Origin of the sequence: Streptomyces sp. NPDC017979, from assembly GCF_044328175.1 — a bacterium.
Lineage (GTDB): Bacteria > Actinomycetota > Actinomycetes > Streptomycetales > Streptomycetaceae > Streptomyces.
In genome coordinates, this window is sequence record NZ_JBIRGU010000017.1 from 97,144 (window position 1) to 123,658 (window position 26,515).

Annotated in this window: 23 protein-coding genes; 17 read left to right on the plus strand and 6 right to left on the minus strand. The window is 72.6% G+C overall.

The genetic code is table 11. The features are described 5' to 3' along the window. The first annotated feature begins 56 nt into the window (after window positions 1-56). From ACH4E8_RS31660 to ACH4E8_RS31700, 9 genes are all read left to right on the plus strand, one after another. Window positions 57-659: a DUF1989 domain-containing protein gene (locus tag ACH4E8_RS31660; RefSeq protein ID WP_398454817.1), complete on the plus strand. Its 603-nt coding sequence runs from the start codon at window positions 57-59 to the stop codon at window positions 657-659. After that, window positions 656-2,239: an amidohydrolase gene (locus ACH4E8_RS31665; RefSeq protein WP_398454818.1), complete on the plus strand. Its 1,584-nt coding sequence runs from the start codon at window positions 656-658 to the stop codon at window positions 2,237-2,239. Before ACH4E8_RS31660 ends, ACH4E8_RS31665 begins: the two co-directional genes overlap by 4 nt. Further along, the gene (locus ACH4E8_RS31670) at window positions 2,236-3,651 is read left to right on the plus strand and encodes an amidase (protein ID WP_398454819.1); all 1,416 of its coding nucleotides are present in this window, start codon (window positions 2,236-2,238) and stop codon (window positions 3,649-3,651) included. The genes ACH4E8_RS31665 and ACH4E8_RS31670 overlap by 4 nt, the downstream gene beginning before the upstream one ends. A gap of 11 nt (window positions 3,652-3,662) precedes the next feature. Beyond that, window positions 3,663-4,496, plus strand: coding sequence for a M55 family metallopeptidase (locus ACH4E8_RS31675; protein WP_398454820.1), 834 nt, complete (start codon window positions 3,663-3,665; stop codon window positions 4,494-4,496). After that, window positions 4,489-5,853 (plus strand): M20/M25/M40 family metallo-hydrolase, encoded by a 1,365-nt coding sequence (locus ACH4E8_RS31680; protein WP_398454821.1) that lies wholly within the window; start codon window positions 4,489-4,491, stop codon window positions 5,851-5,853. The genes ACH4E8_RS31675 and ACH4E8_RS31680 overlap by 8 nt, the downstream gene beginning before the upstream one ends. Window positions 5,854-5,864: 11 nt before the next feature. Beyond that, the gene (locus ACH4E8_RS31685) at window positions 5,865-7,874 is read left to right on the plus strand and encodes a prolyl oligopeptidase family serine peptidase (RefSeq protein WP_398454822.1); all 2,010 of its coding nucleotides are present in this window, start codon (window positions 5,865-5,867) and stop codon (window positions 7,872-7,874) included. Window positions 7,875-7,879: 5 nt separating this feature from the next. Further along, complete coding sequence (locus tag ACH4E8_RS31690) at window positions 7,880-8,860, plus strand: LD-carboxypeptidase (protein WP_398454909.1); 981 nt, start codon at window positions 7,880-7,882, stop codon at window positions 8,858-8,860. Window positions 8,861-9,247: 387 nt separating this feature from the next. Beyond that, window positions 9,248-9,643, plus strand: coding sequence for a hypothetical protein (locus tag ACH4E8_RS31695; RefSeq protein ID WP_398454823.1), 396 nt, complete (start codon window positions 9,248-9,250; stop codon window positions 9,641-9,643). A 648-nt stretch (window positions 9,644-10,291) separates the two neighbouring features. Then, window positions 10,292-10,501 (plus strand): hypothetical protein, encoded by a 210-nt coding sequence (locus ACH4E8_RS31700; RefSeq protein WP_398454824.1) that lies wholly within the window; start codon window positions 10,292-10,294, stop codon window positions 10,499-10,501. Between the two features lie 75 nt (window positions 10,502-10,576). On the opposite strand, the gene ACH4E8_RS31705 is transcribed toward ACH4E8_RS31700, so the two are convergent. Then, on the minus strand, window positions 10,577-11,080 hold the full coding sequence (locus tag ACH4E8_RS31705) for a GNAT family N-acetyltransferase (RefSeq protein WP_398454825.1): 504 nt from the start codon (window positions 11,078-11,080) through the stop codon (window positions 10,577-10,579). 2,189 nt (window positions 11,081-13,269) lie between these two features. Here ACH4E8_RS31705 and ACH4E8_RS31710 point away from each other — a divergent pair. Beyond that, complete coding sequence (locus ACH4E8_RS31710) at window positions 13,270-13,437, plus strand: hypothetical protein (protein WP_398454826.1); 168 nt, start codon at window positions 13,270-13,272, stop codon at window positions 13,435-13,437. A gap of 113 nt (window positions 13,438-13,550) precedes the next feature. Then, window positions 13,551-13,763 carry a DUF397 domain-containing protein gene (locus tag ACH4E8_RS31715; RefSeq protein WP_398454828.1) on the plus strand — a complete coding sequence of 71 codons (213 nt, stop codon included), beginning with the start codon at window positions 13,551-13,553 and terminating at the stop codon, window positions 13,761-13,763. 1,238 nt (window positions 13,764-15,001) lie between these two features. Here the strand turns inward: ACH4E8_RS31715 and ACH4E8_RS31720 are convergent. Continuing rightward, window positions 15,002-16,093, minus strand: coding sequence for an adenosine deaminase (locus ACH4E8_RS31720; protein ID WP_398454829.1), 1,092 nt, complete (start codon window positions 16,091-16,093; stop codon window positions 15,002-15,004). A 23-nt stretch (window positions 16,094-16,116) separates the two neighbouring features. After that, window positions 16,117-16,863, minus strand: coding sequence for a GntR family transcriptional regulator (locus tag ACH4E8_RS31725; RefSeq protein WP_398454831.1), 747 nt, complete (start codon window positions 16,861-16,863; stop codon window positions 16,117-16,119). 170 nt (window positions 16,864-17,033) lie between these two features. On the opposite strand from ACH4E8_RS31725, the gene ACH4E8_RS31730 reads away from it, so the two are divergent. The 4 genes from ACH4E8_RS31730 to ACH4E8_RS31745 all read left to right on the plus strand — a co-directional run bounded on the left by ACH4E8_RS31730 (window position 17,034) and on the right by ACH4E8_RS31745 (window position 20,998). Then, entirely contained in the window at window positions 17,034-17,285 is a 252-nt protein-coding gene (locus ACH4E8_RS31730) for a lipopolysaccharide assembly protein LapA domain-containing protein (RefSeq protein WP_398454832.1), read from the plus strand. Window positions 17,286-17,355: 70 nt separating this feature from the next. Further along, the gene (locus ACH4E8_RS31735) at window positions 17,356-17,928 is read left to right on the plus strand and encodes a GNAT family N-acetyltransferase (protein ID WP_398454833.1); all 573 of its coding nucleotides are present in this window, start codon (window positions 17,356-17,358) and stop codon (window positions 17,926-17,928) included. Window positions 17,929-17,959: 31 nt separating this feature from the next. Then, window positions 17,960-18,859: an arginase family protein gene (locus ACH4E8_RS31740; protein WP_398454834.1), complete on the plus strand. Its 900-nt coding sequence runs from the start codon at window positions 17,960-17,962 to the stop codon at window positions 18,857-18,859. 168 nt (window positions 18,860-19,027) lie between these two features. Next, window positions 19,028-20,998: a DUF5107 domain-containing protein gene (locus ACH4E8_RS31745; RefSeq protein ID WP_398454835.1), complete on the plus strand. Its 1,971-nt coding sequence runs from the start codon at window positions 19,028-19,030 to the stop codon at window positions 20,996-20,998. A 39-nt stretch (window positions 20,999-21,037) separates the two neighbouring features. Here the strand turns inward: ACH4E8_RS31745 and ACH4E8_RS31750 are convergent, their stop codons facing one another. The 3 genes from ACH4E8_RS31750 to ACH4E8_RS31760 form a co-directional block, all read right to left on the minus strand. Then, complete coding sequence (locus ACH4E8_RS31750; RefSeq protein ID WP_398454837.1) at window positions 21,038-21,391, minus strand: VOC family protein; 354 nt, start codon at window positions 21,389-21,391, stop codon at window positions 21,038-21,040. 102 nt (window positions 21,392-21,493) lie between these two features. Continuing rightward, window positions 21,494-22,315 carry a class I SAM-dependent methyltransferase gene (locus ACH4E8_RS31755; RefSeq protein ID WP_398454839.1) on the minus strand — a complete coding sequence of 274 codons (822 nt, stop codon included), beginning with the start codon at window positions 22,313-22,315 and terminating at the stop codon, window positions 21,494-21,496. A gap of 100 nt (window positions 22,316-22,415) precedes the next feature. Next, window positions 22,416-23,900 carry a bifunctional phosphatase PAP2/diacylglycerol kinase family protein gene (locus ACH4E8_RS31760; protein ID WP_398454840.1) on the minus strand — a complete coding sequence of 495 codons (1,485 nt, stop codon included), beginning with the start codon at window positions 23,898-23,900 and terminating at the stop codon, window positions 22,416-22,418. A 188-nt stretch (window positions 23,901-24,088) separates the two neighbouring features. Between ACH4E8_RS31760 and ACH4E8_RS31765 the strand changes: the two genes are divergently transcribed. After that, window positions 24,089-25,318, plus strand: coding sequence for an aminotransferase class I/II-fold pyridoxal phosphate-dependent enzyme (locus tag ACH4E8_RS31765; protein WP_398454841.1), 1,230 nt, complete (start codon window positions 24,089-24,091; stop codon window positions 25,316-25,318). Between the two features lie 104 nt (window positions 25,319-25,422). Next, the gene (locus tag ACH4E8_RS31770; RefSeq protein WP_398454911.1) at window positions 25,423-26,493 is read left to right on the plus strand and encodes an MBL fold metallo-hydrolase; all 1,071 of its coding nucleotides are present in this window, start codon (window positions 25,423-25,425) and stop codon (window positions 26,491-26,493) included. Window positions 26,494-26,515 lie beyond the last annotated feature (22 nt).

Genomic DNA, 26,515 nt, shown 5'->3' on the forward strand with positions numbered 1-26,515 from the left:
GCGCCGCCCCGGCACGCACTTCAAGAGAACCCCGACCAAGAGGTGGAGAGCAGCAAATGAACGAGACCGCACGATCGGTGACGGTTCCGGCACGACAGGGGCGCGCGTTCACCGTCGCCGCGGGCGAACTCGTCACCATCGTCGACGTGGAGGGACACCAGGTCGGCGACCTGTGGGTGATCGACGCCGCGGACCACGGCCGCTGGCTGTCCACCAGCCACACCAGGGACCGACTGGACCGGATGTTCCCCCGGCCCGGCGAGTCGTTCACCGACCAGTTCGGCGCGCCCATCGCCGAGTTCACCGCGGACGACTCGCCCGGCCGGCACGACATGCTCTTCCCGCCCTGCAACCGCTGGCTCTACGAGAGCCACGGGCTCGTCGACCACCCCAACTGCCACGACAACTTCCTCGCGGCGGCGGCCTCGGCCGGAGTCACGCTGCCGGTGGTGCCCGACCCGGTGAACCTCTTCCAGAACTCGGCCCCGGAGCCCGACGGCACCCTGAACGTGCTGCCCGCCGCGTCGGCCGCCGGAGACTCCGTCGCCCTGCGGCTGCTGCGCCCGGCCGTCGTCGTCCTCACCTCCTGTTCCGTGGACAACTGGCCGACGAACAACAAGAACTGCACCCCGCTGCTGGCCCTGATCGGTCCGGCATGAAGGCGGTACGCATCGTCAGCGCCCGCCGCGTCCACACCATGGCCGGCGCCCCGGGCACGGCCGGGACCGACCGGCCCGTCACCGCGCTCGCGGTCCTCGGCGAACAGGTCGTCGCCACCGGGACGACGGCCGCGCTGCGGTCCCGCTTCCCCGGCGCGGAACACTTCGACCACGGCCCCGGGGTGATCGTCCCCGGCTTCAACGACGCCCACCAGCACCTCGGCGACCTCGCCGACGGATCCGACGAGATCGACCTGAGCACGGCGGAGTTCGGGGAGCTCTCGGCGGTACTGGCCGCGCTGGCGGCCCGGATCGGGGCCGCCGCCCCCGGGAAGTGGGTCCGCGCCCACCGCTACGACGAAACCCGCACCGCGCCCCGCGCGCTCACCCGCGGCGACCTGGACTCACTCGGCGACAGCGCACCGGTCCTGGTCACCCACGTCTCCGACCACAGCGCCGTACTGAACACCCGGGCCCTGCACATCGCCGGGCTCGACCCGGAGCGGGTGCCCGACGGCCGGGTGCACGGACCGGAGCTGTTCCGGCTGCTGTGGAGCGACGAGGCGATCGTGGACAAGCCGTCCACGGACGGCTGGATCGCGGGCGTCGAACGCCTCACCGCCCGGTACCACGCCGCGGGCATCACCTCGATCGGCGACGCGCTGGTCTCCCCGGGGCAACTCGGCCGCTACCAGGAGGCCCGCCGCCGGGGCCGGCTGACGGTCCGGGTGAACGCCCTCGTCGACGTCGCCCACGCGGACGCCTACCTATCACTCGGCGTCGGCAGCGGCTTCGGCGACTCCTGGCTGCGCATCGGCGGGTTCAAGGCGTTCGTCGACGGAGCGGTGGCCGGCCGCTCCTGTCTGCTGGAGCAGCCCTTCAGCGACTCCGACCCGCCCGACCACGGCGAGCAGGTGACCCCCACCGCCGAACTGCACGCGCTCTTCGAACGGGTCCACCGCGCCGGCAGCACGATGGCCGTCCACGCCAACGGAGACCGGGCGATCGGCGTGCTCCTCGACGTCGTCGAGCAGGTCCAAGCGGCCCACCCGCGCCCCGGACCCGTGCACCGCATCGAGCACTGCACCGTCCTCGGCCCCGGCCTGGCGGCCCGGATCAAGGCCGCAGGTCTGGCCGCCGTACCCTTCGGCTCGTACCTCACCGCCCACGGCACCAAGCTGCTCCAGTGGTACGGCGCCGAGCGGCTGCACCGGATGTTCCCGCACCGGACCCTGCTGGACCACGCGGTCCCGGTCGCCGGCGCGTCCGACCACAGCGCGGCGCCCTTCGAGCCGCTGATCGCGCTGCGGGACATGGTCACCCGCACCTCCCCGGACGGGGTGGTGCTCGGCGCGAGCCAACGGATCACGGCCGCCGATGCGCTGTGGACCTACACGGTCGGGTCGGCGACGGTCGCGGGGGAGGCGCACGTCAAGGGCGCTCTGACCCCCGGACGGCTGGCCGACTACGTGGTGCTCGACGACGATCCGCTCACCGTCGACCCCGACGGCCTGGCGGAGGTCGGCGTACGGGAGACGGTGGTCGGCGGCGTCACCCGCTGGACGGGCGGTGCCCGATGACCGGCCGACCGGTGCCGCCGGACGCCGCGGCCCGCGCCGAACTGGACGCGCTGCGCACCGGCCTGGCCGAACTGCCCGGCTCCGCGCACTGCGTCCTTCCGCACCCGCCCGTCGCCCGCCCGGAGCTGCCGGAGCTGCCGGAGAGCGGGCCCGTCGCGCCCCGGGCCGCCGTCGATCCCGCGCGGGCCGAACGACTCGACGGCCGACTCGGCGCGCTCACCTGGACCGACTGGGCCGCGGACTTCACCCCGGGCCGCCCGCTGTCGGGGACGACCTTCGGCATCAAGGAGAACGTCGACGTCCACGGCCGCCCGAGCCGTGCCGGGCGGGCCGCGACGCCCCCGCCCGCCGACCGGGACGCGGTGGCCGTGGCCCGGTTGCGGGCGGCCGGCGCCCGGCTGGTGGCCGGGTGCACGATGACCGAACTCGCCGTCTGCCTGGACGGCAATCCGCACCGGCCCGAGACCCGCAACCCCCGGGACGACACCCGGATCGCCGGGGGCTCCTCCTCCGGCTCCGCGGTCGCCGTCGCCGCCGGGTTCGTGACGGCGGCCCTCGGCACCGACACCGGCGGTTCCGTACGGATCCCGGCCGCGTTCTGCGGAGTCGTCGGCTTCAAGCCGACGTACGACCTGCTGCCCCGCGACGGCTGCGTGCCGCTGGCCCCCTCCCTCGACCACGTCGGCGTGATCACCGAGGACACCGCCACGGCGCTGGCGGCCGTCCTCGCGATGGCCGCCCCGGGTTCCTGCCCCGTCCCCGCGCCCGCCCGGCGCCGGGTCCGGGTCGGCTGGCCCGTCGACTGGACCGCCACGGCCGACCCGGCGGTGAACGCGGCCTGCCGCAGCGCGCTCGCCGCGCTCCCCGACGCGATCGAGGTCGTCCCCCTCGAACTGCCGCTGACCACCCGCACCTCGGTGCTCGCCAACGTCGCCGTACTCGCCGCGGAGGCGGCGACCGCGCTGCGGTCCCCGGTGACCGACGGGTCCACCGACCCCCGGGTGCGCGCGTTCCTGTCCGCCGGCGCGTGCCTGACCGCGGACGAGGTGCGCGACGCGCACTGGCAGCGGCTGCGGATCGCACGCGAACTGCACTCCGCGCTCCGCTCGGTCGACGCGATCGCCACGCCCACCGTCGCCGTCACCGCCCCGCCGATCGGCGCCACCGAGCTCCCCCTGACCGACGGGCGCACCCTGCGCTGGCCCGAGGTCGGCGACCACTTCACCGCCGCCGCCAACAGCACCGGCTTCCCCGCCGTTTCGCTGCCCGTGGGGCCGGTGGACGGCCTGCCCGTCGGCCTCCAACTCGTCGCGGGCCCCCACGAGGACGCCTGGCTGCTGCGGCTCGCGGCCCTGATCGAAGCCGGTCAAAGGGGCGGAAGGCCCTGCCGCACGCCGTCGACCTGGGCGTAATGTGAGGCAGCATGAAGATCCTCATCAGCGCCGACATGGAAGGCGCCACCGGAGTCACCTGGCCGGCGGACGTGCTGCCGGGCACCCCCCAGTGGGAGCGGTGCCGGTCGATGTTCACCTCCGACGTGAACGCCGCCGCCCTCGGGTTCTTCGACGGCGGCGCCGACGAGGTGCTGATCAACGAGGCGCACTGGACCCAGCGCAACCTGCTGCTGGAACGGCTCGACGAGCGGGTCCAGATGCTCACCGGCCGCCACAAGGCCCTGGCGATGGTGGAGGGCGTCCAGCACGGCGACGTCGACGGGATCGCCTTCGTCGGCTACCACACGGGCGCGGGCACGGAGGGGGTCCTCGCCCACACGTACCTCGCGAACTCCATCACCGGGGTGTGGCTGAACGGCGACCGGGCCAGCGAGGGCTGGCTGAACGCGCACGTCGTCGCCGAGTACGGCGTCCCCGTCGTCCTCGTCACCGGAGACGACCTGACCTGCGTGGACGCCGACGGGTACGCGCCGGCCGCCCGCAAGGTCGCGGTGAAGGACCACGTGTCCCGCTACGCCGCGGTGTGCCGCACCCCCACCCGTACCGCCGCCGACATCCGGGCGGCGGCCAAGGAGGCGACCGCGCTGGCCGTCCGGCACGAGCCGGCGGCCGCCGGCCCGTTCACCGTGGAGCTGGAGTTCGACGCAGAGCACCTGGTCGGCTCGGCCACGGTGGTGCCCGGCGTGCAGCCGAGCGGCGAACGCAAGGTCGCCTACACCAGCGAAACCATGTACGAAGCGATCCGCGCCTTCAAGGCGGTCACGACCGTCGTCTCGGCGGCGATGGAGGAACAGTATGGCTGAGTCGACGAACCCCACGAGCACCCTCCAGGAGACCGGGTCGCCGATCGACGCGCGGGCGCGGGACGAGGTGGTCGCCTTCACCTCCGAGCTGATCCGGATCGACACCACCAACCGCGGCGGCGGCGACTGCCGCGAGCGGCCCGCGGCCGAGTACGCCGCCGAACGCCTCGCCGCCGCCGGCCTGGAACCCGTACTGCTGGAGCGCACCCCCGGCCGGACGAACGTCGTCGCCCGCATCCCCGGCACCGACCCGACCGCCGACGCCCTCCTCGTCCACGGACACCTCGACGTCGTCCCGGCCGAAGCCGCCGACTGGAGCGTCGACCCCTTCTCCGGCGAGGTCCGCGACGGCGTCGTGTGGGGCCGCGGCGCCGTCGACATGAAGAACATGGACGCGATGGTGCTCTCCGTCGTACGGGCCTGGGCGCGCGCCGGGGTGCGACCGCGCCGGGACGTCGTCGTCGCCTTCACCGCCGACGAGGAGGCCAGCGCCGAGGACGGCTCCGGCTTCCTCGCCGACCACCACCCCGAACTCTTCGAGGGCTGCACCGAGGGCATCAGCGAGTCCGGGGCGTACAGCTTCCACGCCGGCCCCGGGATGACGCTCTACCCGATCGCCGCCGGCGAGCGCGGCACCGCCTGGCTGAAGCTGACCGCGCACGGCACCGCCGGACACGGCTCCAAGGTGAACCCCGCCAACGCGGTCAGCCGGCTCGCCGCGGCCGTCGCCCGCATCGGCGAGCACGAGTGGCCGGTGCGGCTCACCCCGACCGTGCGCGCCGCACTCGCCGAACTCGGCCGGCTGCACGGCATCGACACCGACCCCTACGCCGCGGACTTCGACGCCGACGAACTGATCGCCAAGCTCGGCCGCGCCGCCGACCTGGTGGCACCCACCGTCCGCAACAGCGCCAACCCGACGATGCTGAACGCCGGGTACAAGGTGAACGTCATCCCCGGGCACGCCACCGCCTTCGTCGACGGCCGGATGCTGCCGGGCGGCGAGGACGAGTTCCACGCCACGATGGACCGGCTCACCGGGCCCGACGTGGAGTGGGAGTTCCACCACCGGGAGGTGCCGCTTGAGGCCCCGGTCGACTCGCCGACCTTCGCCAAGCTGCGGGCCGCCGTCGAGCGCTTCGACCCGACCGGACACGTCGTGCCGTACTGCATGGCCGGCGGCACGGACGCCAAGCAGTTCTCCCGCCTCGGCATCACCGGCTACGGCTTCTCGCCGCTGAAGCTGCCCGAGGGCTACGACTACGCGGCCATGTTCCACGGCGTCGACGAACGGGTGCCCGTCGAGGCCCTGCACTTCGGCGTCGACGTCCTGGACCACTACCTGCGGTCGGCGTGAAGGGGCCCGGCATGACGACCACCACCGACACCGGCGCGGCCGCGTACGGCACCTGGCCGTCCCCGATCGGCGCGGACCTCGCCGCGCTGCACGACGGACGCCCCGAATACCTCGGCACGGTCGGCGAAGAGGTCTGGTGGACCGCGCCCCGCCCCGCCGAGGACGGCCGCCGCACCCTGGTGCGCCGTCGCGCGGACGGACGCGAGGAGTCCGTGTTGCCCGCGCCGTGGAACGTCCGCAGCCGGGTCGTCGAGTACGGCGGCCATCCCTGGGCCGGGACGGTGCGCCCCGACGGCACCGCGCTCGTCGTCTTCGTCCACTTCGCGGACCAGCGGCTGTACGCCTACGAGCCCGATGCACCGGGTGCCCGGCCGCGCCCGCTGACCCCGCTCTCCGCCGTGGGGGAGGGGCTGCGGTGGGCCGATCCGCAGCTTCGGGCGGACCGCGGCGAGGTGTGGTGCGTCCTGGAGGAGTTCACCGGCGCCGCGCCCACCGACGTGCGCCGGGTGGTCGCCGCCGTCCCGCTCGACGGCTCCGCCGCGGACGACCGCGCCGCCGTACGCGAACTCACCGACGACCGGCACCGCTTCACCACCGGCCTGCGGCTCTCCCCGGACGGACGGCACGCCGCCCGCATCGTCTGGGACCACCCGCGGATGCCCTGGGACGGCACCGAAGTGCTGCTCGGCGACGTCACGGACGACGGGCGGATCACCGACGTGCGGACGGTGGCCGGCGGGCCGGACGAGTCGGTCTGCCAGGTCGACTGGGCGCCGGACGGCTCCCTGCTGTACGTCTCCGACGCAGCCGGCTGGTGGCGGCCGTACCGGCGGCGACCGGACGCCACCACCGGCACCGCGCTGTGCCCCGGGCGGAACGAGGAGTTCGGCGGCGCGCTGTGGAAGGTCGGCCAGCGCTGGCTGTGCCCGCTGGACGACGGGCTGATCGCGGTCGTCCACGGCCGGGGCACCACGACGCTCGGCGTGCTCGACCCCGAGCGCGGCGAACTCGTCGACGCCGTCGGCCCGTGGACCGAGTGGACGTCGGACCTGGTGGGGCTCGGGGAGCGGGTCGTGGGCGTGGCCGCGGGGCCGTACGGCGGCTACGAGGTCGTCGAACTGGACACCCGCACCGGCCACACCCGGGTCGTGGGCGCGCAACACCGCGACCCGGTCGACCCCGCGCACTACCCGCGGCCCCAGGAACGCACCTTCACCGGGCCCGACGGCCGGGAGATCCACGCCCAGCTCTACCCTCCGCACCACCCCGGGCACACCGGCCCCGACGACGAGTTGCCGCCCTTCGTGATCTGGGCGCACGGCGGGCCCACCGGACGGTTCCCGCTCGCGCTGGACCTGGAGGTGGCCTACTTCACCTCGCGCGGCATCGGCGTCGCCGAGGTCAACTACGGCGGCTCCACCGGGTACGGGCGGGAGTACCGCAACCGGCTGCGCGAGCAGTGGGGGGTGGTGGACGTGGCGGACTGCGCGGCGGTCGCCCGGGCGCTCGCCGAGGAGGGCACGGCCGACCCCGACCGCATCGCGGTGCGCGGCGGCAGCGCCGGCGGCTGGACCGCGGCGGCATCGCTGACCAGGCCCGACGTCTTTCCGTACGCATGCGGCACCATCATCTATCCGGTGCTCGACCTGATGGGGTGGGCCACCGGCGAGACCCACGACTTCGAGTCCCGCTATCTGCACTCGTTGATCGGGCCGCTCGCGGAGGTGCCCGACCGCTATCGGGAACGCACCCCGCTGCACCGCATGGAGCGCGTCGTCGCGCCGTTCCTGCTGCTCCAGGGGCTGGACGATGCGATCTGCCCGCCGGTGCAGAGCGAACGGCTGCGGGACCTGGCTGTGGAGCGAGGGATTCCGCACGCGTATCTGACCTTCGAGGGCGAGGGGCACGGCTTTCGGAAGGCGGAGACGATGGTGCGGGCGCTGGAGGCCGAGTTGGCGCTGTACGCGGGGGCGTTCGGCATCGAGCGGACGGACGTGCCGGCGCTGGAGCTGGGGCCGTGACGGACGTGGTGGGGGTGCGGCGGCCGGCCCCGGTTCCTGCCGCGTCCGCTGCCGCTGTCGCTCCGCTCGTGCGGGCGCGGCGGCTGCGGGTCGGTGACCGGGTCGCGGTCGTCGCACCCAGCGGGCCGGTCCCCGCGGAGGCCCTCGACCGCGGCCTGCACCTGATGCGCGACTGGGGACTCGACCCCGTCGTCCTGCCGCACGTCCTCGGCGCCCACCCGCGCTTCGGCTACCTCGCCGCGGGGGACGAGGAGCGGGCGCGCGACCTGACGGCGGCGTGGTGCGATCCGTCGTACGCGGCCGTGTTCTGCGCCCGCGGCGGATACGGCGCGCAACGCATGGTCGACCTGGTCGACTGGGCCGCGATCCGGGCGGCCGGGCCGAAGGTCTTCGTCGGCTACAGCGACGTCACGGCGCTGCACGAGGCGTTCGCCGTACGGGCCGGCTTCTCGACGCTGCACGCGCCGATGCCGGGCACCGCGGGCTTCACGACGGACCACGCCTCGCGGGAGGCGCTGCGGGCGATGCTCTTCGCCCCGGAGACCCGGCTCGCCCTGGGCGCGCCGACGGCCCGCACGCTGGTCCCGGGCCTGGCCCGGGGCGTCACCCTCGGCGGCTGCGCGAGCCTTCTCGCGGCGGACCTCGGCACCCCGCACGCCCGACCGTCGGCGCGCGGCGGGCTGCTCCTGCTGGAGGACGTGGAGGAAGAGGACTACCGCCTCGACCGCATCCTCACCCAACTGCTCCGCAGCGGCTGGCTGGACGGCGTCGCCGGCATCGCCCTCGGCTCCTGGGCGAACTGCGGCCCTTACCCCGCCCTGCGGGAACTCTTCCTGGACCGCTTGGGCGGCCTGGGCGTTCCGGTGGTCGAGGAACTGGGCTTCGGCCACGGCCAGAACAACATGCCGGTGCCGCTGGGCGTGCGGGCGTGCCTGAACGCAACCGATGCGACCCTGACCCTGGAAACCCCGCCCCTAAACCCTTGATCCGCAGTTCCCCGTACCCCTGGGGCATCCCCCCGCCGTTGCCCTGCGGCCTGCTTGACCTCTGCGGCCAGGTGTTGAGTTGCTCGCGCAGGTAGTCCCAACACCCTGGGATTTGCCCGGCGCGGGCCGTTCCCGCAGGTCATTAGGGGTATCCATGACTACTGCCGTACTTGCCGAGCGCTCCGGCAAGCAACCTTCGCTCTGCCTAAGGAGTATGGAGGGAACAACTTCAAGCGCGGGTGTGTGCACGTGCCACGGTCGCCCCCAGGTGGATCTACCGCTGCGGAAGTCCAAGGTGCTGCGCGAGGGCGCGCGGGCCTTGTCCATCCGAGACCAGTAGGACCGGGGGCGCGGTGGGCGGATGAGAACGGGTACTGCGTCCGGCAGGTGTGGAAAGAGAGCCTGTCGGCTTGGTCCGACGTGAAGCGCCCGAAGTGTGACGCGGCGATGGCTGCGGTACTGGCCGGCGAGGTGCCGTGCCTGTGGGTGTTTGCACAAGACCGGTTCAGCCGCAAGGGCGCGGAAGCGGTCGTGCCGATCCTCGGCAAGGCCCGGGTGATCTTCGCCTATGAGCGCCTGGACTCGATGGGTGAACGCGATAGGCGGTGGATCATTGATCGCGCCGAGAACGCACGCGAGTACTCGCAGCGGTTGTCCTACCTGGTGGTCGACCCCGGTACGCGCAAGCTCCGCCCGAACCACACCCTGGCTGCCACGGGCTCAGGACGAACACCGAGTTCAGACGTGTGGCTACTGCCCGGTGAACCATGCGGTGATACCTGACGCAATACAGGCGGACACCACGGTCAAGAGGCGCGCGGGGATGCGCTGCACCGTGACACGGACCCCGCCGACTCGAACCTCGGTAACAGGCGGAACACGGGTATCGGACATGGATCGGCCCTCCGTCGAAGTCGGTGTGTCCAGGAACGTGCGCCCATTTCGCCATGTACGCGAGTGAGTATCAGAGACTTACAGGTAATTTCAGTGGCGCGTGCTCCGAAGGTAGCCCCTCAACTGCGGTTCGCACATTCGATCTCTGGTTTTCGGGCATGGATTGGGGCTCCTGTGCCAGAAGTGAGGAGACAGTCTCTGCCCAGGCGACCCCGTCGACCCTGCACCACGCCCGGGTGTCGGAACTGCCCCCGCGATGGTCGCTGCCCCGCACACCGGAGAGAAGCGGACCGATCCGGTGGCGCTGCTGGCCGGACCTACGGCACCGGTTGGCAGCGCACCCGGCGCGCGTACCTCTACGCCCATCCGTGGTGCGTGCTCTGCTCGGTCACTGCCACGGTCGTCGACCACCACCCGGTGAATTGGGCGACATCGCGGGGAAGCGCACCACGATGTGGAACGGCATTCCGCTCCTCGATGCCGGACAGAAGTTGGACGGAACCGACGTACTGCCGCTGACCGCTGGGCACAGGCGGTATGGAAACCGGCGACATCTACGCCGTCCGCTTCGGGACCAGCGAGGCTGACGCGGCGGTCACGGGCCTGACGAGTGGCGGAATCCAGGCAACTGATCTCGGCCGGGCGCATGACAAGCCCGTTTACCGAACCCGGATCGAATTCTACTGCGGTATCGCCGTATTCGGTGGGAAGGGCGCCGCGCGCCCGATGAATGTACTGAATGGCTGATGCGGAGGGAAATTGTCCACCCCGGCTGTTATGTTCGGGGCTTCCTTCGTTATGGCATCCCAGCAGAGTGCCTGTTTACAGTTGCCGGACCATGACCGCGTACGTCGGGGAGTCGTCAGAAGGCTTCGCTTCGCCTACCTTGGTGTATTTCCAGCGCTCATACATGGCCTGGATTCTGGGGCGTTGAGTTTCCACTGTAAGCGAGACCATGTCGGCCGTCACTTCATTGAGTAGCGTGTCGTGAATTGTCTGTGCGCGCCCACTGCCGCGCCATTTTGGAATTACCATGAGTTCCGACAGGGCGAAGACGGATCCTCTGAGCATCCGGGGGCGGGGGTGCCCCTTCCACCAACCGCCCGGTTTGAACATGGAGCCGTACGAAAAGCCAACTGGGCCACCCTCCTCCCAACCTGAAATGCATAGCCAGTCCTCTCGCGAAGACCAGCGGTCAACGAAGTGGGAGAAGCGCTCCCGCGAGTGGAACTCGTCCGAGGTATCGGCATACGCCTCGTCGTGGATGTCCAAGAGGAGGGAGCGCACATCCCGTGCGTCCGCGTGCGTGTAGCGCTTCAGGTCCATTCGGCAGACTCCTCAATCCATTCGACCACTTCGGAAGCCTTCGACCCTGAGGCTACGAGCATCTTGCGCGTGGCAGTCAAAGTACGGATCGTGCGCCCTGACTCAGACGTCAAAGGTAGTGACACGTACGCCTGTCGACTTGTCGCGCTGGCTAGCTCCAAATCGCCTTGTCTGGCCTGAGCGAGAGACAAATGTGCGGTATACAAGGCCCGATCGCGAGTCTTTTCCTTCGAGATGGATGCAAGAGTGCGATGGAGGCAATACTCAGACCTCTCGTGCTCCCCGAGTGCCACCCACACGAAAGCGGACAGGGCATCAAACTCGCTGCTGTCGTAGAACCTGATCCACGCGGGCCGCTCTTGGTCGGAAGCACGCGCAAAGGCGCGTTCGGCATCGCTGAGGGCTCGCAGAGCGTCGGACCGCCGTGCCGGTACGCGGGCAAGTCCGTTGGCGTTGCGTAGGTGACCGAGAGAGGCGTACAGGGGATCTCGCCGTGCGATTGACGAGCGCTTCATCACCTCTGCCCCTGCCACAGCTTCAGGGTGGTTCTCCCGCATGCTGGACGCTAGGAACATGTGGTTCCAGACATGAAACGCTGCCTCGCTGTCCCGAGACAGGACAGCGAAGGGCAGGGCCCTGTCGAGGTGCGTACGCGCCCGCTTCGGTGCCTTGGCGTCAAGCGAAGCGAACGCAGCGGAGCAAGTGACCTCCGCGACAAGCCGATGCAGCATGCCTTGTACGCGGGCTGAGGCCGTGGACTGCACCAGGGCGGACTGGATTCCAGAAGCCAGCTCGACCGCCAGGTTCTCCACCCTCTTCGAGCCCCGCCCTGCGTCGTCGTCCCGAAGAATGGCCACGTAGTCCTGATGAAAGCGCCGAACATCGTTGATGCCAAGCCGCTGAGAGGCGGTGGCGTCCGGGGCTCCTACGGCCAGGGTTGCCCCGCCCGCAGCGCTGAGGAGTGTGCGACGACGCATGGGGTCTTCCTCCGTGGGGACAGCTCGCTTCTTGCGCGGCACGAACCCTAGATCCACAGCACTCGCAGAGAGAACCCTCTCCAGACCGATCCTGATTCGCTCCTGCGGCCACTTGGTCTCGCCGCGTAACCATCGGCGCACATCTGCGTCAGTTACGTTGCCCGGCTTCCCTGTTAGAGCGCCGATCTCAGTATTGATGAGACGTGCTAACTCTCTCTGCTTGAGCCGGAGTTCTTCCATCCGAGCTGCAAGCTTCCGGTTCGGCTGTGGCATGCCCCCAAGGTAGCTCTGAGCGACGCCAGAAACACGAGCGAAGGTAAAATTCACCGGTGTCATGCGAGGACGTACCTCGCCTTTTCACCTGTCCCGGGTGCTGCAACGGCCGTTGACTGTGTGTCGCAAGGACCCCCGCGACGCGCGAACGTCCGGGGGCGTGGTCACCAACCCTCGTGGAGGTTGACGACAGTGCCCAAACTTACAAGCGGACTTCCCGTACGTCCTCGGGATCGAGACGTCGTGAGTGTCGGCGGTTGTTCTGAGTCGCTGCCTGATGGCTGGTCGTGGTTCACGTCGATCCCGTATCGCGACGCGTTGCCGTCCCACTGGTACGCGACGTCTCCGTACCCGGTGGACGGGCTGAGGGAGAAGCATGGGAAGCGCGCGCGGGACCTGTGCTCCACGGTCTCGGGTGAGTCGTGGGAGTCGCTGTGCGCCGAGGTTCTGGCGCAGGTGGAGTTGTATCGGGAGTTCACGGGTGGTGGTGCGGTGTGACTGCACCCGTCCATCACACGGGCGCTCTCGTGGCTCCGGGGCTGGTGGGTCTCGCCAGCGGCTCCGTGGACCCGAGGACGCCTGACGGTCGTCCGTGGTGGGAGGCGTACGGCGGTCGGCGGGACCAGGTGTCCGGAATGATCGCCTTTCCGCCCGCCCAGTGGCCCAAGTGCCCGTTCCCGTGCCCGAAGTGCAGGCGGGAGGGATGATGCGCGCCACCTACCGATTCCGGGAACACGCCCTGGGCCCGGACACGTCGCCCGACGCTGAACCCTTCCTGCACGCCATGGAGTGCAAGGAGTGCGGACGCAGTAGCGACAGGTCCGAGGAGTCCGGACACGGCTCCGTGTGGGCGGTCGCTCACCTCAAGGCCCACCCCGGTCATTTGGCCTACCGGGCACACATCACGCGCTCCTACCGATTCGAGTCGGGAGAGTGGCTGTGACGGACCGACACTCACCCGCTGTACGCGAGTTCACCGGCACGGCGGGCGATGATCTGCTGACCGTTCACCTCCTCAAGGACGGACAGCCCAAGTGCGGGGCGCCCGGCAAGGTCGATCAGTGGCAGCGCACTGCGAACTGCCCCGCCTGCCTGGCGTCCGAATGAGCCCCCGCCCTGGCGGACGCCTTCGTACCGGGCAAGGATTGAGCGTCTGCCGGGGCGGGTCGCATGACGGCGCGGGGACCGACTCCCCGCAGCACGACGAAGGGAAACGAACCATGGCCGATCGGCCCGCATTCGAGTTCGTCGGCATGACCATGTGCCGCCCCCGCTCCGGTGTGCAGAACTGCCCGGAGGTGGCCACCAACGTTCCCGGCACGGTCGCGTTCCGGGACAGCAACGCCCCGGAGGCCGTCGTTACCATGACGTCGGAGTCGTGGGCGTTGTTCACGGCCGCTGTGAAGGCCGGGGAGTACGACATCACGGCATGACCTGAGAGGGCGACCATGCAGGAGTGCCCGCACTGCCACGCCGAGTGTGTGACAGACCCTGAGACGGGGTGGGGCTACTGCCTGCCGTGCGGTGAGCCTGTCTCCGCTCCGGAACCTGCGCCGTGTTCCGGTCCGGAGCCGTGGCGGGGCAGGCTCACTCGGTTGCCATACCGGCCACGCGAACACTGAGCCGGTACTCACGCGACGGTCGTACGCCCTCTCTGGTGTGCGACAGAGGCAGCAACGTATCCGGCCCGGCCAAGCCGTACCCACCGGACCAAGCTGAACCCGTGCAACGTGATCAGCTAGCCCTGAACCAGACAACAGAACGCCCCGTTCGGCCACGCGCCGGACGGGGCTTTTCTGCGTCTGACCTGGCGCTTTTCGAGTCGCAAGGGTGTAGGGTCTGCGCAGTTCCCCGCCCCCTGCGCCCGGAGGCCGTGGGGGACCCAAGTGCGCCTGGGGGCGTTCCCACCGTTGTCCTGCCGTTTCGTCGGCCTCCGCGGCGCGGTGGTGGGTTGCTCGCGCAGTTCCCCGCGCCCCTTGGCACCCCCGCCGTTGCCCTGCGGCCTGCTTGGCTTCTGCGGCCTGGTGGTGGGCTGTTCGCGCAGTTCCCCGCGCCCCTGAACGGTTCCGCCGTGTTGGTGGGCGTGGGTTGGTTTCCCCCGCCGGGTGGAGGGCCGGCCGCGCAGCTTTCCGCGCCCCCTTCGCCCAGAGGGCGTGGGGGGAGACCTCAGCGCTCGGGGAGATCCGCGCCCTCTGGGCGCAGGATGCTGAGCCCAGCACCCGCCCCGGGGCAACCTGCGGTGGCCCCGACGCTCGTAGGGCGCGGGGCAGTCAGGGGCGCGGGCGACTGCGCGAGCAGCTCGCCACCGGGCCGCAGCGGCCAAGCAGGCCCGCAGGGCTATGGCGAGCATGCCCGGGGCGACGGGGTCCTCAAGTGCCTGTGCGGGGCGAGGAACCTCCGGGGGGCGCGGGGAGCTGCGCGGCCAGCCCACCACGGGGCCGTAGTGGCCAGTCAGGCTGTAAGCCTACGGCGGGGGTGCCAGGGGCGCGGGGGACTGCGCGAGCAGCTCGCCACCGGGCCGTAGTGGCCAAGCAGGCCCGCAGGGCTATGGCGAGCATGCCCGGGGGCGTGGAAGCCCCGGGCGCACGACGCAGGGGCGCGGGGGCGCGAGCTGCAAGCGCGCGCCCCCGGCCGAGCCGAGGCGGACGGGCCCGCGGGACGCGGGTCGCCGTCACGACTCCTGGGGCCGGCCCGACTCCGCGCGCAGCGCGGCGTACGCCGGGAGGATCACGTCCTCGATCAGCCGCTGCCGCTCCGGCAGCGGCAGGAACGTCGCCTTCGCCGCCGACAGCGTCAGCTCCTCGAACTCCGCCGGCCCGTACCCGAACGCCTCCGCCATGTGCTGGAACTCCTCGCTCATGGAGGTGCCCGACACCAGTCGGTTGTCGGTGTTCAGGGTGACCCGGAAGCCGAGCCGCCGCAGCAGGTCCAAGGGGTGCGTGGCGTAGTCCTTCGCCGCGCCCGTCTGGAGGTTGGACGTCGGGCAGACCTCCAGCGCGATCCGGTTGTCCCGGACGTACGACGCCAGCTGACCCAGCGTCGCGGTGCCGTCGTCGTGGACCGTGATGTCCTCGGTGATGCGCACGCCGTGGCCGATCCGCTCCGCGCCGCACACCTGCACCGCCTCGTGGATGGACTCCGCGCCCACCGCCTCGCCGGCGTGGATCGTGAAGTGGCAGTTGTGCTGCTTGAGGTGGCGGAAGGCCGGCAGGTGCCGCGCCGGCGGGTTGCCGATCTCGCCGCCCGCGATGTCGAAGCCGGCGACGCCCCGATCCCGGTGGGCCACGGTCAGCTCCGCGATCTCCAGCGAGCGGTCGGTGTGCCGCATGCCGGTGAGCAGGGCGCGGACCGCGATCCGGCCACCGGCGCGGCGCTCGCCCTCGCGGAAGCCCGCGTTCACCGCGGCCACGACCTCGTCGAGGGTCAGCCCGCGCTCCTGGTGCTGCTCAGGGGCGTACCGCACCTCCGCGTACACCACGCCGTCCGCGGCGAGGTCCTCGGCGCACTCTGCCGCGACCCGCTCCAGAGCCCGGGTGGTCTGCATCACCGCGCAGGTGTGGGCGAAGGTCTCCAGATAGCGCTCCAGGGACCCGGAGTCCGCGGCGTCCCGGAACCAGACGGCGAGCGCCGCCGGGTCCGTGGTCGGCAGCGCGTCGTATCCGCACTCCCGGGCCAGCTCGATGATCGTGGCGGGGCGCAGACCGCCGTCGAGGTGGTCGTGCAGGACCACCTTGGGTGCGCGGATGATGTCAGACAAGTGCATGCAGTGGGAGTGTACGCGACACCTCAGTTCGACTGGAGCACGGGCAGCGCGGGCGACCCCGTCGGCAGCATGTGCTTGGCGGCGAGGACCGGGACGTCGCCGACCCGTACGACCTGGGTGACCAGCACCGCGGGGGTGTCCGCGGCCCGGTCCAACTGTTCCCCGCGGCGGCGCCCGAGCAGGGTGGCCGTGACCCCGCTGTGCGCGGTGAGGGAGACCTCCCGGGAGGCGCCGGTCAGCACCGCGAGCATGGAGCCCTCGGTCGCGCCGGGGTCGCGAAGGGCCACGGCGAAGGCGGGGTGCGTGCGCGCCAGTACGTCGTCCGGCGCCGCCCACTCCTGGCTGAGCGCCGCCGCCGTGCCCTCCGCCACCAGCGCGGACTCCCAGAACCGCAGCTCGCAGCCGGCCGGGGCGTGCAAGTGCTGGGTGGTGAAGTCGGTCGGCTCCTCCACGTCCCGGGCGAGCGGCCGGACCCGGAGCGCGCCGCCCGCGCCGAGTAGTTCCTCCAGTGGCTGGAGGTGCTCGTAGCCGCGTCGGGGCGGCGCGGCGTTCACCGTCCGGCCGACGCCCCGGCGCACCGTGAGCAGCCCGTCCTCCTGGAGCAACAGCAGCGCCTCGCGCAGGGCCGGCCGGCTGACCCCGAACTCCTTGGCGAGCTGCGGCTCGGACGGCAGGGTCGAGCCGGGCGGGTGGGCGCCCGTGTGGATCGCGTCGGCGATCCGCTCGTACAGGACCACGACGGGTCGGCGCTGCCGTCGGCTGGTCGTCACACTGCCTCCTGGGTCGGGTGCTTCAGCGGCAAACAAAGGGCTAGCTTGTCAGACAACAATGCAGCGCGGTGGGTGGTTCGCTCGACGAACCCCCGCTGACGCCCGTGCCGCGTCACCCGTACGGCCCCGCCCCCGGGGTCGCCCCGGCCGGCCGGGGCCATCCTGGAGCCATGAGCCCCAAGGAAGCACCGAGGGTGCGCAGGAGCGGGCGCGGGCGCGTCACCGACTGGTTCACCCCCGCCCGGACGCTGGTCGTGGCGCTGGTGGTCCTCGCGATCGTCTTCATGGCCGAGAACACCGAACAGGTCCGGATCCGGCTGATCATTCCGCTCGTCACGATGCCGCTCTACCTCGCGCTGCTGCTGATGTTCCTGGTCGGCGCATTGTGCGGCGGGCTCTTCTTCCGCCGCCGCTCCGGGTGACGCGTCGGCCCGCGCGGCCCGCCCGCTGAGCGCGGTTGACGTGCCCGGGCGGCGCGGAGAGGCTGGCGCGATGTCGTACCTCGTCAGTGGAGTCCGCGTCGCCGTCCGCCCGTTCACCCTCGACGACGGCGCGGAGTTCTGCGCGGCGGCCCGGGCCAGCACCGAACTGCACCGCCCGTGGCTCCACCCGCCGCTGCGGCCCGCGGAGTACGTGCCGTACGCCACGAGGCTCATCGAAGGCCGCGACCGGGGGGACAAGGCGGGCTTCCTCGTCTGCGAGCGACAGCACGGCGGCCGGATCGCCGGCTTCATCAACATCAACAACATCGTCGCAGGAGCGTTCCGCTGCGGGGCGCTCGGCTACGGCGCGTTCGTGCACGCAGCCGGCCGCGGGCTGTTGGGGGAGGGCCTGGAGTTGGTGTTGGACCACGCCTTCGGACCGGCGATGTCCCTGCACCGGCTGGAGGCCAACATCCAGCCGGGCAACGCCGCCTCCATCGCCCTGGTGAAGCGGGCCGGCTTCCGCCTGGAGGGCTACTCGCCCGACTTCCTCCACATCGCCGGGGCGTGGCGCGACCACGAGCGCTGGGCGATCACCACCGAACTGCGCGAAGCCCTTGGGCCCAGAGCGAACCCCCGTTGAAGCGCCCGCCCCTTGAGGTGAGGATGGGGCCATGCGAGACATCGTGGTGATCGACGCGCCCTCCAACCTCGGGCTGCGGCCGCCCGCCCCCGGCACCGTCCCCGGCTGCTACAAGCTCGCCGGCGCCCTGCGCGAGCAGCGGATCGTGCAGCGGCTGCGCGCCCTGGAGGGCGGGGTCGTCGTGCCGCCGCGCTACGACCGCGGCACGTGGCAGCCCGGCGACGGCGTCTTCAACGCGGCCGCGATCGCCGCGTACACCCCCCGTCTCGCCGACCGGATCGAACAGCACGTGCGCACCGGTGCGTTCCCGCTCGTCCTCGGCGGCGACTGCTCCATCCAGCTCGGAGCCTCGCTCGCGCTGCGCCGCCTGGGGCGCTACGGACTGGCCGCCGTCGACGCCTCCGCCGACTTCCGGCACGTCGGCAACTCCGGCGCCGAAGCCGTCGGCGCGGCCGGCGGCGAAGAGCTGGCCATCGCCACCGGCCGCGGCCAACGGGACCTCACCGACCTGGAGGGACTCGGCCCCTACCTGCGCGACGAGGACGTGCGACTCATCGGCATCCGCGACGGCGACGAGGACCTCGTCGAACTCGCCGAGCTGAAGATCCCGGTGCTCACGGTCGGCGAGCTGCGCCGCTGGGGCACCGCCGAGACCGTCGCCGGCGTGGTGACCAGCCTGGAGACCGAAGCGCTCGACGGCTTCTGGGTGCACCTGGACGCCGACGCGCTCGACCCGGAGGTGATGCCCGCGGTGGACGCCCCGGACCCGCACGGACTGCTGCCCGACGAGGCCGCCACCGTGCTGCGGGCCCTGGTGCGCTCGCCGCGCTGCGTCGGGATGAACGTCACCATCTACGACCCCGACCTCGACCCGGACGCCACCGCCGCGGCCCTCCTCACCGACCTGCTGGTGGCCGCGTTCGCGGAGTGACCCGGCCGGCGGGCGCGGCGCGGGACGGCCGCCGTGGGCCAGGCGGGATCTTGACGACACGGCCTGGTGCGCGGGCCCTGTTCGCCGCGCCCCGGAACCTGTTCCATGGTCACCGAACCCCCGGGCGCACCGGGCCCCTGAAGAAGGCGCGAACGAAGCGAGGTTGCCTTGGCCACCACCGTGCGGCGTACCGTACTGACCCTGCCCGCGGCCCCCGTGGGCGCGGCGAATCCACTACCCGCCCTCCGGCCGCTCGACGAGGTGCACGTCCTCGACGAGCACGCGAAGCGGGACCTGCCGCGCGACATGGCGCGGCAGATCGGGTACGAACCGCTGCGCACCCTGCTGCCGGTGCGGATACTCGACGGCTACGGCCGCGACCGCGCCCCCGCCGAACTCGACGCGATCGTCATCGAGAACGACCGGCTGCGGGCCACCGTGCTGCCCGGTCTCGGCGGCCGGATCCACTCGCTGCACCACAAGCCGACCGACCGCGAACTCCTCTACGTCAACCCGGTGTTCCAACCCGCCGACTTCGCGCTCAACGGCGCCTGGTTCTCCGGCGGCATCGAGTGGAACATCGGTGCGACCGGCCACACCGCCCTGTCGTGCGCCCCGCTGCACGCCGCGGTGGTGCCCGCGCCCGACGGCGGCGAGATGGTGCGGCTGTGGGAGTGGGAGCGGCTGCGCGACCTGCCGTTCCAGGTCGACCTGTGGCTGCCGGCGGACTCCGACTTCCTCCACGTCGGCGTGCGGATCCGCAATCCGCACGAGCGGACCGCGCCCGTGTACTGGTGGTCCAACATCGCCGTCGAGGAACACCCGAGGACCAGGGTCGTCGCCCCCGCCGACGAAGCCTGGTACTTCGGCTACGAACGCACCCTGCGCCGGGTGCCGGTGCCCGAGTTCCGCGACGTGGACCGCACGTACCCGCTGCGCAGCGAGTTCCCCGGCGACTACTTCTACGAAGTGCCCGCCCCGGCGCGCAAGTGGATCGCCTCGCTCGACGAGGACGGCCGCGGGCTCGTCCAGACCTCCACCGACCTGCTGCGCGGCCGCAAGCTCTTCGTGTGGGGCGCGGGGCGCGGCGGCCGCCGCTGGCAGGAGTGGCTGACCGAGCCCGGCACCGTCGGGTACGCCGAGATCCAGGCCGGTCTGGCCCGCACCCAGTTGGAGCACGTGAGGCTGGAGCCCGGCGAGGAGTTCAGCTGGCTGGAGTCGTACGGTCCGCTGGCCGCCGACGCGGGCACCGTGCACGGCGACAACTGGCCCGCGGCCGTCGCCGAGGTGGAACAGAAGCTCGCCCGCGCACTGCCCAGGTCGGCCGTGGACGCGGCGTACGAAGCCTGGCGGCCCAGCGCCGACGCCGAACCGGCCCGCACCCTGGCGGTCGGCTCCGGCTGGGGCGCGCTCGAAGCGCTGCGCTCCGGGGTGAAACTGCCCGGCACGCCCTTCGACGAGTCCACCATCGGCGACGAACAGGCGCCCTGGCGCGAACTGCTGACCACCGGCGCGCTGCCGCAGCCGCGCCGCGTCGCCCCGCCGGGGCCCTCGCTGGTCTCCCCGGCCTGGCGCGACATGCTGGAGACCGCGCCCGCCGACCCGCTCACCGAGTACCACCTCGGGGTCGCCCAGTGGCACGCCGACGACCGCGCCCAAGCCGTCCGCAGCTGGGAACGCGGCCTCGAACTCGCGCCGTCCCGGTGGCCGCTGCTGCGCTGCCTCGCCGTCGCCGACCAGGAGGGCGGCCACCCGGAGCGGGCGGCGGAGCGCTGGCTGGACGCCTTCGACGACCTGTGCCAGGAGCGCCGGGACGACGGGGAGGGCTGGACCGCGGCGACGGCCGCGCTGGGGCGGGAGGCGATCGAGGCGCTGCTCGCCGTGGGCCGTACCGCCGACGCCCGCTCCGTGTGGGCCCGGCTGCGCCCCCGGGTCCAAGAGCGCGGACGCTTCCGGCTGATCCACGCCCGGCTGCTGGTCGCGGAGGGCCTTTTGGACGAGGCCCGGGCGATCTTCGACGCCGGGTTCGAGGTGGCGGACCTGCGGGAGGGCTCCGAGGTCCTCAACGAGGTGTGGGCCCGACTGGCCGACGGGCCGGTCCCGGACGCGTACGAGTACCGGATGCGCCCGGGGTCGTGACCCGCCGCCGGGACCGCTCGGCGGCGGTCCCGGCCGGGCTCAGGAGGACGTCTTGCGGTCCGCGTACTCGAAGACGGAACCGTCGGGGTGGACTGCGAGCAGGTTGCGTCCCACCGGCGTGGTCAACGGGCCGGCGACCACCTGCGCGCCCACCGCGGACAGCTTCGCGTGCGTCTCCTCCACGTCGTTCACCGCGATGGTGGCGGTCACCTTGCGCAGCACCTCCAACTCCGCCGCCGGGCCGCTCATCAGCAGGAAGCAGCCGACCGCGGCGGCCGAGACGCCCCCGCGGTCGAAGCGGTGCGCGGTGCTGCCGGTGAGCTGCTCGTAGAAGGCGGTGGCGGTGTCCAGGTCGTCGACGCAGATGCGCAGGGTGGTTCCGAGGATTTCCATACGGGGGAGGGTAGTTCGCACCGCCGGACGGCGGAAACGGGGCCGTGGAACACCCCTTCGGCCGGTGGTGGGCTGTTCGCGCAGTCCCACCCCGTCGGCCCGTCAGGCGCGGCAGAGCAGTTCGCCGTGCGGCACGAGGAACCACGCGTCCTCGTGCGCACCCCACTCGCGCCAGCCGTCGGCGATCGCGGCCAGCTCGTCGCGGGTCGCGTGGCCGCCGTCGACCGCGATCCGGCCGTACTGCGACGCCGTGGTCCGGTCCGCCCACAGCCCGCTCCACCAGGCGCGGTCCTGCGGGGTCGCGAAGCACCACAGGCCGGCGCCGGGGGTGACGTCGGTGAAGCCGGCGGCGCGCGCCCAGGACTGGAGTCGGCGACCGGCGTCGGGCTCGCCGCCGTTGGCGCGGGCGACCGTGCGGTACAGCGCCGACCAGGTGTCCAGGGCGGGCACGGCCGGATACCAGGCGAACGCGGCGTAGTCGCTGTCGCGGACGGCGACCACACCGCCCGGCCGGCAGACCCGGCGCATCTCGCGCAGCGCCCCCACCGGGTCGCCGAGGTGCTGGAGGACCTGGTGGGCGTGGACGACGTCGAACGAGCCGTCGTCGTACTCCAGCGCGTTGACGTCCGCGACGGCGAACCGGACGTTGTCCACGCCCCGTTGCGCGGCGTGCGCCCGTGCCTGCTCGACGACGTCCGACGCCAGGTCCACCCCGGTGACGTGGCCGCCGGGGACCAGTTCGGCCAGGTCGGCGGTGATCGTGCCCGGCCCGCAGCCGATGTCCAGGACCCGCATCCCCGGGCGGAGTTCACCGAGCAGGTACGCGGCGGAATTGGCGGCGGTGCGCCAGGTGTGGGAGCGCAGCACGGACTCGTGGTGCCCGTGGGTGTAGACGGCGGTCTCGCGTACGGCGGGGTCAGACACGGCAGTGGGTCCTCTCGACGGTGGCCGACGGTGACTTCACTTTAGAGGTGCCGTATCGCATTGCGGGATATGCGTCTCACCATGTGAGCCATCGGTTGTGTCAGAGCAGGCGCTCGGGGCGGTACACCACCAGGGCCCGGGGCAGCTTGTCGACGGTGAGCGTGCCCGGGCAGTCGGTCACCTCGCCGTCGTATGCGAGCGGGGTCCCCGGTGCGATGCCCGCGACGCGCACCCGGTGGCGCTGCTGGGCCGCGTGGACGGGGGAGCGGCTGAGCGGACCCGCGAGCGCCGCGGCCACCAGCCGCAGCCCCGGATTGGCGCCGCCGTGCACGATCCGGACGTCCAACAGCCCGTCCGAGAGGTCATGGCGGTTGCCGGGCGCCGGACCCGACTGCCGGTACAGGCCGTTCCCGGCGAACAGCAGCCACACCGGGCGCCGCCGCCCCGCGACCTCGACCACCAGCGGACGACCCCGGCGCAGCACCTTCGCCGCCGCCAGCACCCCCGCGGGCCAGCCGCCCACCCGGTGCTCCCAACGCTCCCGGTAGGTCACCAACTCCGGATAGACCCCCAGGCTGAGCGTGTTGACGAAGTACCCGACCGACGCCCGCCCCGCCGAGGCGACCGGGCCCGGCGTGAAGCGCCCCAGGTCCACCCGCGCCGCCTCGCCGGCCGCGAGCGCACGACAGGTGTCCTGCACCGACTCGATCCCCAGGTCGTGCGCGAAGTGGTTGTACGTGCCGCCGGGGAACACCGCGAGCGGCAGACCGCGGGAGACCGCGACCGTGGCCGCGGCGTTGATCGTGCCGTCGCCCCCGTACACCCCGAGCACCCGCGCCCGCTGCGCCGCCCGCGCCAGCTCCGCGGCCACCTCGTCCGGCTCGCACTCGACGACCTCCGCACGCGGCAGCGCGGCCGTGACCAGGCCCGCCAGCGCCGCCGATCCCGACCGGCGGTTGACCACGACCACCAGGCCGTCGCCGTCCGGCAGCGCCGGTGGATCCACCGCGTGGGCCGCCGGCGGCGACAGTTGGGAACGGGTCGGCACCAGCCCGCGCACCGCGAACGCCGCACCCACCCCGAGCGCGGCGCCCACCAGCACGTCACTCGGATAGTGCACGCCCGTGTAGACCCGGGAGAACGCCACCGAAGCGGCGACCGGGGCGACCACCGCGCCCCACCCCCGCGACTCCATCGCCACGCCCGTCGCGAACGCCGCGGCGGATGCGGCGTGGCCCGAGGGGAACGACGTCGTGAACGGCTGCCGCTTCAACTGCCGCATCAGCGGCACCGAGTCCAACAGCGGACGCGACCGGCGGACCGCGCGCTTGCCGACCGTGTTGATCAGCGCCGATGCGACGGCGAGCGAGGCCACACCGCGCCCGGCCGCGCGACGGGCCCGCGCGTCGCGCCCGACGACGGCGATGCCGGCCGCAGCGCCGAACCACAGCACTCCGTGGTTGGCCGCCCGGCTCAGCCGGGGCAGCACCGGCTCCGCACCCGGCCACTGGTGCCGGGCCACGCCCTGGAAGATCCGTCGGTCCCACCGGCTCATCCACCGGTGTCGGGGTTCGGTGTCGTTCATGGCTCGCGGTTACCCGCCATCGCACCCGTCCACGCTCCCCACCCGCCGATCGGCCCCCGACCACCGCACGGCGGCCCGGCGCGGGTGGCCCCGGTCGACGGGCGGACGGCCCGGGGCGTCCGTATAAAGGGTTGGGGAGGGCGGTACGGCACGAGGACGCCGCGGCACGAGCGACGGAGGTGACGCGCATGGCCCCCGGCCGCACCGAGGGCGACGGGCCCGCACCGGACCACGGGCCGGTCCGCTTCGGCCCGGGTGCGCCCGAGGCGGGACTCCCGGTGGTGGCGGAGCTCGTCACGGTCGTCGCCGAAGCCGCCGCCCGCGTCTCGGGCGAGCCCCCGGGCGGCACCGTAGCGGTGCGCGAGAACGCCGCCGGGTACTGGGCCCGCCGCGGACTGCGCACCCGCCCCGACGAGGTCGTGGCCGCCAACGGGGCGCAGTCGCTGCTGTTCGCCCTGCTCGCCGCGTACGACGGGGACGTGCTGCTGCCCCGGCCGGGCCCCGCCTGGTGGACGCCGCAGGCCCGGCTGCTGCGGCACGCGGCGTACCACGTGCCCACGCCCGCGGAGAGCGGCGGCGTACCCGATCCGTACGCGCTGTTGGAGACCGTGCGCAGGGTGCGGGCCGAGGGCGGCCGGCCCGGCGTGCTGCTGCTCTCCGTCGCCGACGACCCCACCGCGAGCGCGGCGCCGCCCGAACTCGTGCGGGAGGCGTGCGAGGCGGCCGTGTCCGAGGGGCTGCACGTCATCAGCGACGAGACGTGGCGGGACACCCTGCACCGGCCGCACGAGACCGTGCTGGTCAGCCCGGCGGAGATGTGTCCCGACGACGTCACCGTCCTCACCGACCTGGTGGGCGCGCTGTTGCCGTCGTCGTGGCCGGCCGCCGTCGCCCGGTTCCCGGAGTCCGACCGGGCGCACCGGGGGCGGACCCTGGACGTGCTGACCGCCCTCGGCGCGTTCGTCGCGGAGCCCGTCGCGGCCGCCGCCGCGTACGCCCTGGACGAACCGGCACCCGTGTTGGACCGGGCGGAGCGGGCCGCCGCCCTGCACTGCCAGCTCGCGGAGGCGGCCCACCTCGCCGTCCTCGCGTCCGGCGCCCTCGCCCGCCCGCCGCAGGCCGGGCGCCATCTGTACGTCGACCTCGGACCGCTGCGCCCCGCCCTCGCCGACCGCGGGGTGAACGACTCGATGGAGTTGGAGGAGTACCTGACGGGGCGGCTGGGTGCGCCCGTGCCCGGTGGACACCGGTTCGGGGACGAGTTGGGCGCCCTGCGGGTGCGCGTCTCCACCGGGCCGCTCGCGGGGGCGACGCCCGAAGAGCGCGCACGGTCGCTGGCGTCCCCGGCGCCCCTGGAACTGCCGCACGTCGCCGAGGCATTGAGCACTTTGGGCACGGCCTTCGATGAACTGCGGTGATCGGAGCCGCGGATGACGGACGGCATGAGGGGAAGGACCGCAGTCGAGACCGTGCGGCACGCGGCGGCACGCGAGGACCGGGCACAGGGGGCGCTGTGGACACCATGGACCTGGCGAAGACGATGAGCACGCCGAAGACGACGCAGGAGACCGCGTCGAGGACCGCGCAGGAGACGCAGGCCGCCGGTGCGGCGCGTACCGCACCACCCGGCTCCCGCACCCGGAAGATCGGCGAACTGCGCCGCTGGCCCCGGTCGTTCGCGGACCGGCTCACCGCCCCCATGCCGGGCTTCGCCGCCGTGCTGCGGCTCGCCGGCGAGGGCGGACTGCGCCCCGGGGCCCGGGGACTGCGCGACGTGCCCCGGCTGCCGTTCGCGCCCGGCCCGCTGCCCGTCGTGGACGCCGCGACGATCGCCGTGACCTGGGCCGGACACGCCAGTTGGGTGCTGCGGGTGGGCGGGCTGACCGTGCTGACCGACCCGGTGTGGTCACGGCGCATCCTCGGCACCCCGGCCCGGCTCACCCCCGTCGGAGTGCGCTGGGAGGACCTGCCGCCGGTCGACGCGGTCGTCATCAGCCACAACCACTACGACCACCTGGACGCCCCCACCCTCAAGCGGCTGCCGCCCGCCACTCCGGTGTTCGCCCCCGCGGGCCTCGGGCGCTGGTTCCGCAGACGGGGGTTCACCCGGGTGACGGAGCTGGACTGGTGGGAGGGCGCGGAGTTGGCGGGCGTGCGCTTCGACTTCGTACCGTCCCACCACTGGTCGCGCCGCACCCTCACGGACACCAACCGCACCCTGTGGGGCGGCTGGGTGCTCACCGACGGCAGCGGCGGATCGGTGTACTTCGCGGGGGACACGGGCTACGGCCACTGGTTCGGGGAGATCGGGCGCCGGCACCCCGGCATCGACGTGGCGCTGCTGCCGATCGGGGCGTACGCGCCGCGGTGGTGGTTGAGCGACGTGCACACCGACCCGGAGGAGGCGGTGCGTGCCTTCGAGGACCTGGGCGCCCGCCACTTGGCGCCCATGCACTGGGCGACCTTCGCGCTGTCCGCCGAGCCCGTGATGGAACCGCTGGAGCGGCTGCGGGCGGCCTGGGAGGGCACGGGAAGGCCGCGCGAGCTGTTGTGGGACCTGCCGGTCGGCGGATCGCGCGTCCTGGAGGGGTGACCGTACGGCCACGGCGTACGCA